At 49.7% G+C, this 5,924-nt stretch carries 2 tRNA genes and 3 rRNA genes; all 5 read left to right on the forward strand.

Features of this window, described 5'->3' with window-relative positions:
* The first annotated feature begins 408 nt into the window (after positions 1 to 408).
* The 5 genes from ACO0LO_RS28835 to rrf all read left to right on the forward strand — a co-directional run bounded on the left by ACO0LO_RS28835 (position 409) and on the right by rrf (position 5,876).
* Positions 409 to 1,937, forward strand: a 16S ribosomal RNA gene (locus tag ACO0LO_RS28835).
* A 113-nt stretch (positions 1,938 to 2,050) separates the two neighbouring features.
* Positions 2,051 to 2,127 (forward strand) — tRNA-Ile (locus ACO0LO_RS28840).
* Between the two features lie 6 nt (positions 2,128 to 2,133).
* Positions 2,134 to 2,209, forward strand: a tRNA-Ala gene (locus ACO0LO_RS28845).
* Positions 2,210 to 2,648: 439 nt separating this feature from the next.
* Positions 2,649 to 5,522 (forward strand): 23S ribosomal RNA (locus ACO0LO_RS28850).
* A 241-nt stretch (positions 5,523 to 5,763) separates the two neighbouring features.
* A 5S ribosomal RNA gene (rrf, locus tag ACO0LO_RS28855) occupies positions 5,764 to 5,876 on the forward strand.
* Together the 16S, 23S and 5S rRNA genes with 2 tRNA genes alongside form the textbook arrangement of a ribosomal RNA operon.
* Positions 5,877 to 5,924 lie beyond the last annotated feature (48 nt).

A 5,924-nucleotide genomic window follows, 5' to 3' on the forward strand; every position in this document is an offset into this window, starting at 1 on the left:
GAAGACGGAAAAAGAAGTAAAAAGCGAGAGAAGCAAGGCAAGAAGTGCGGTAGTAAAAAAGAAAGCGCCGAGTTAAAAAGAAGTTGACGAAGCGAATTAAATACTACATAATCTCGTTTCTCTGCTGCTGACAAACAAAACGATTTGCAGCGAAGCGGAGAGCTCCGGTAGCGATACTGTAGAGTGTAAAACAGAATACAGATCTTTAACAATTAACAGTCAATAAATGTGGGCACTTGATAGAAAGCGCGGCTGATCTGCTTCGGTGGATTAGTTAAACTTAAAAAATATCAAATGTTCGCAAGAAGTAAATAATAGGACTTTCTCGCAAGAGAAAAGCCTGTCAGTTATTTTGAGTGAGCGAAACGTTAGCAATAACGTTGCCAGAAATGGCACCAAACAGAGATTAAACTGAAGAGTTTGATCCTGGCTCAGATTGAACGCTGGCGGCATGCCTTACACATGCAAGTCGAACGGTAACGCGGAGCAATCTGGCGACGAGTGGCGAACGGGTGAGTAATATATCGGAACATACCCTAGAGTGGGGGATAACGTAGCGAAAGTTACGCTAATACCGCATACGCACTAAGGTGGAAAGTGGGGGATCGCAAGACCTCATGCTCATGGAGTGGCCGATATCTGATTAGCTAGTTGGTAGGGTAAAAGCCTACCAAGGCGACGATCAGTAGCTGGTTTGAGAGAACGACCAGCCACACTGGGACTGAGACACGGCCCAGACTCCTACGGGAGGCAGCAGTGGGGAATTTTGGACAATGGGGGCAACCCTGATCCAGCAATGCCGCGTGAGTGAAGAAGGCCTTCGGGTTGTAAAGCTCTTTTGTCAGGGAAGAAACGGTGATTTCTAATACAAATTACTAATGACGGTACCTGAAGAATAAGCACCGGCTAACTACGTGCCAGCAGCCGCGGTAATACGTAGGGTGCAAGCGTTAATCGGAATTACTGGGCGTAAAGCGTGCGCAGGCGGTTATATAAGTCAGATGTGAAATCCCCGGGCTCAACCTGGGAACTGCATTTGAGACTGTATGGCTAGAGTGTGTCAGAGGGGGGTAGAATTCCACGTGTAGCAGTGAAATGCGTAGATATGTGGAGGAATACCGATGGCGAAGGCAGCCCCCTGGGATAACACTGACGCTCATGCACGAAAGCGTGGGGAGCAAACAGGATTAGATACCCTGGTAGTCCACGCCCTAAACGATGTCTACTAGTTGTCGGGTCTTAATTGACTTGGTAACGCAGCTAACGCGTGAAGTAGACCGCCTGGGGAGTACGGTCGCAAGATTAAAACTCAAAGGAATTGACGGGGACCCGCACAAGCGGTGGATGATGTGGATTAATTCGATGCAACGCGAAAAACCTTACCTACCCTTGACATGTACAGAATCCCTGAGAGATCAGGGAGTGTTCGAAAGAAAACTGTAACACAGGTGCTGCATGGCTGTCGTCAGCTCGTGTCGTGAGATGTTGGGTTAAGTCCCGCAACGAGCGCAACCCTTGTCATTAGTTGCTACGAAAGGGCACTCTAATGAGACTGCCGGTGACAAACCGGAGGAAGGTGGGGATGACGTCAAGTCCTCATGGCCCTTATGGGTAGGGCTTCACACGTCATACAATGGTACATACAGAGGGCCGCCAACCCGCGAGGGGGAGCTAATCCCAGAAAGTGTATCGTAGTCCGGATTGTAGTCTGCAACTCGACTACATGAAGTTGGAATCGCTAGTAATCGCGGATCAGCATGTCGCGGTGAATACGTTCCCGGGTCTTGTACACACCGCCCGTCACACCATGGGAGCGGGTTTTACCAGAAGTAGGTAGCTTAACCGCAAGGAGGGCGCTTACCACGGTAGGATTCGTGACTGGGGTGAAGTCGTAACAAGGTAGCCGTATCGGAAGGTGCGGCTGGATCACCTCCTTTCTAGAGTGCGCTGAAGTTAAGTGTCCACACTTATTGACTGTTAAGAAGTAAGAAGAGAACGGTTTGCGTCGGGAAGAAATAACGACCGATCAGCTGCCAGTAGCATCAGTAGCGGGTCTGTAGCTCAGTTGGTTAGAGCACCGTGTTGATAACGCGGGGGTCGTTGGTTCGAGCCCAACCAGACCCACCAGGTTTCGGGGGTTTAGCTCAGCTGGGAGAGCACCTGCTTTGCAAGCAGGGGGTCGTCGGTTCGATCCCGTCAACCTCCACCAGAAATACCAAACCTAAGTCAAGATTGTGAGCGCGCAGCGCGCACAATGAAGCGGATTTAGGTTTGGTCTTTCGTTAGAAAGATTAAGAAGTTCTCGTTCTTTAACAATTAGGAAGAAGTAAAGTAGAAATAATCAAAATTATTTCTGTAAAGGAAGTGGCGCACGACAGTGTGTCATGGAAATTATGGAAGGGTTGTGATTGTATCGAACAAACATAGTATTAAAAGCGAGTTTGAAGAAGTAGTTTTAGAAATCAAATTCCTTGAGATACGGCAAACGCTAAAGAAATACTCAATAGTAGTAAAGAACTATACCGTTCTTTGTGCAGGGTTTAGTGAGTTTGAACTAAAAATCACCTGGCTCTGCCAGTGATTTTTATCTGACTAGGCCAAACCAAAGTAGGTTTCTACTTTGGTTTGTACAGAGGCTAACGTTATAGGGACAAGTGACTAAGTGCACATGGTGGATGCCTTGGCGATATCAGGCGATGAAGGACGTAGTAGCTTGCGATAAGCTGCGGGGAGTGAGCAAACACACATTGATCCGCAGATTTCCGAATGGGGAAACCCGGCCGTAAGGTCATTGCATTCTGAATACATAGGAATGCAAAGCGAACGTGGCGAACTGAAACATCTAAGTAGCTACAGGAAAAGAAATCAACCGAGATTCCCAAAGTAGTGGCGAGCGAAATGGGAACAGCCTGCAAGAGATAGCATCAGCGATAGTAGAACGGAATGGAAAGTCCGGCCATAGAGGGTGATAGCCCCTTATACGAAATCCCTGGTGTGAGACTAGACTTGCGACAAGTAGGGCGGGACACGTGAAATCCTGTCTGAACATGGGGGGACCATCCTCCAAGGCTAAATACTCGATATCGACCGATAGTGAACCAGTACCGTGAGGGAAAGGCGAAAAGAACCCCGGAAGGGGAGTGAAATAGATCCTGAAACCGTGTGCATACAAACAGTAGGAGCGGACTTGATCCGTGACTGCGTACCTTTTGTATAATGGGTCAGCGACTTACATTCAGTGGCAAGGTTAACCGCATAGGGAAGCCGTAGAGAAATCGAGTCCGAACAGGGCGAATTAGTCGCTGGGTGTAGACCCGAAACCAAGTGATCTACTCATGGCCAGGTTGAAGGTGCGGTAACACGCACTGGAGGACCGAACCCACTAATGTTGAAAAATTAGGGGATGAGCTGTGGGTAGGGGTGAAAGGCTAAACAAACTTGGAAATAGCTGGTTCTCTCCGAAAACTATTTAGGTAGTGCCTCAAGTATCACCATCGGGGGTAGAGCACTGTTATGGCTAGGGGGTCATCGCGACTTACCAAACCATTGCAAACTCCGAATACCGATGAGTGCGAGCTTGGGAGACAGACGTCGGGTGCTAACGTCCGGCGTCAAGAGGGAAACAACCCAGACCGCCAGCTAAGGTCCCAAAGATTGGCTAAGTGGAAAACGAAGTGGGAAGGCTAAAACAGTCAGGAGGTTGGCTTAGAAGCAGCCATCCTTTAAAGAAAGCGTAATAGCTCACTGATCGAGTCGTCCTGCGCGGAAGATGTAACGGGGCTAAGCCAGTCACCGAAGCTGCGGATATCCGTAAGGATATGGTAGGAGAGCGTTCTGTAAGCCTGCGAAGGTGTCTTGTAAAGGATGCTGGAGGTATCAGAAGTGCGAATGCTGACATGAGTAGCGATAATGGGAGTGAAAAGCTCCCACGCCGTAAGCCCAAGGTTTCCTGTTCAACGTTCATCGGAGCAGGGTGAGTCGGCCCCTAAGGCGAGGCAGAGATGCGTAGCTGATGGGAAGCAGGTTAATATTCCTGCACCGTCGTATGATGCGATGGGGGGACGGATCGCGGAAGGTTGTCCGACTGTTGGAATAGTCGGTTTCTGGCTCAAAGAAGGTGCTTAGGCAAATCCGGGCACATAATTCAAGGGGTTGGGACGAGTGAACTTGTTCACGAAGCAATCGGAAGTGGTTCCAAGAAAAGCCTCTAAGCTTCAGTCATACGAGACCGTACCGCAAACCGACACAGGTGGGCGAGATGAGTATTCTAAGGCGCTTGAGAGAACTCGGGAGAAGGAACTCGGCAAATTGGTACCGTAACTTCGGGATAAGGTACGCCCTTGTAGTTTGACTGGCCTGCGCCAGAAGGACGAAGGGGTTGCAATAAACTGGTGGCTGCGACTGTTTAATAAAAACACAGCACTCTGCAAACACGAAAGTGGACGTATAGGGTGTGACGCCTGCCCGGTGCTGGAAGATTAAATGATGGGGTGCAAGCTCTTGATTGAAGTCCCAGTAAACGGCGGCCGTAACTATAACGGTCCTAAGGTAGCGAAATTCCTTGTCGGGTAAGTTCCGACCTGCACGAATGGCGTAACGATGGCCACACTGTCTCCTCCCGAGACTCAGCGAAGTTGAAATGTTTGTGATGATGCAATCTACCCGCGGCTAGACGGAAAGACCCCATGAACCTTTACTGTAGCTTTGCATTGGACTTTGAACCGGTCTGTGTAGGATAGGTGGGAGGCTTTGAAGCGGGGACGCCAGTTCTCGTGGAGCCATCCTTGAAATACCACCCTGGTTTGTTTGAGGTTCTAACCTTGGCCCGTTATCCGGGTCGGGGACAGTGCATGGTAGGCAGTTTGACTGGGGCGGTCTCCTCCCAAAGTGTAACGGAGGAGTTCGAAGGTACGCTAGTTACGGTCGGACATCGTGACGATAGTGCAATGGCATAAGCGTGCTTAACTGCGAGACTGACAAGTCGAGCAGGTACGAAAGTAGGACATAGTGATCCGGTGGTTCTGTATGGAAGGGCCATCGCTCAACGGATAAAAGGTACTCTGGGGATAACAGGCTGATTCCTCCCAAGAGTTCATATCGACGGGGGAGTTTGGCACCTCGATGTCGGCTCATCACATCCTGGGGCTGTAGCCGGTCCCAAGGGTATGGCTGTTCGCCATTTAAAGTGGTACGTGAGCTGGGTTTAAAACGTCGTGAGACAGTTTGGTCCCTATCTGCCGTGGGCGTTGGAAGTTTGAAGGGGGCTGCTCCTAGTACGAGAGGACCGGAGTGGACGAACCTCTGGTGTATCGGTTGTCACGCCAGTGGCATTGCCGAGTAGCTATGTTCGGAAGAGATAACCGCTGAAAGCATCTAAGCGGGAAACTCGCCTTAAGATGAGACTTCCCGGGAACTAGATTCCCCTAAAGGGTCGTTCGAGACCAGGACGTTGATAGGCTGGGTGTGGAAGTGCAGTAATGCATTAAGCTAACCAGTACTAATTGCCCGTGCGGCTTGTCCCTATAACCTTAGCAGGTTGTAGACTACGACAAGTATTTGTGTGTTTGCCTTTGTTCGCAAACAGTCACAACCGCCTAAGTCTTGTGGTGTGCCCCACCATGAGCACGGATCCCTGATGGTCTATCAGGGATCCATAAAACCTGATTAGTGCGAAGACTAACCCTCTGACGCACACTCTACTAAGCTTCTTCCCAATTGGATTTGTTGTTCTCCGCCAAGGAAACATCAAGTCAACAAGTTATGCCTGATGACCATAGCGAGTTGGTACCACCCCTTCCCATCCCGAACAGGACCGTGAAACGACTCTGCGCCAATGATAGTGCTGCAACCAGTGTGAAAGTAGGTTATCGTCAGGCTTTTATCCAGAAAACCCCTCCCTCGCAAGACGGAGGGGTTTTTGCTTT

It is taken from the genome of Undibacterium sp. TJN25, assembly GCF_049339885.1.
Classification (GTDB): Bacteria; Pseudomonadota; Gammaproteobacteria; order Burkholderiales; family Burkholderiaceae_D; genus Undibacterium.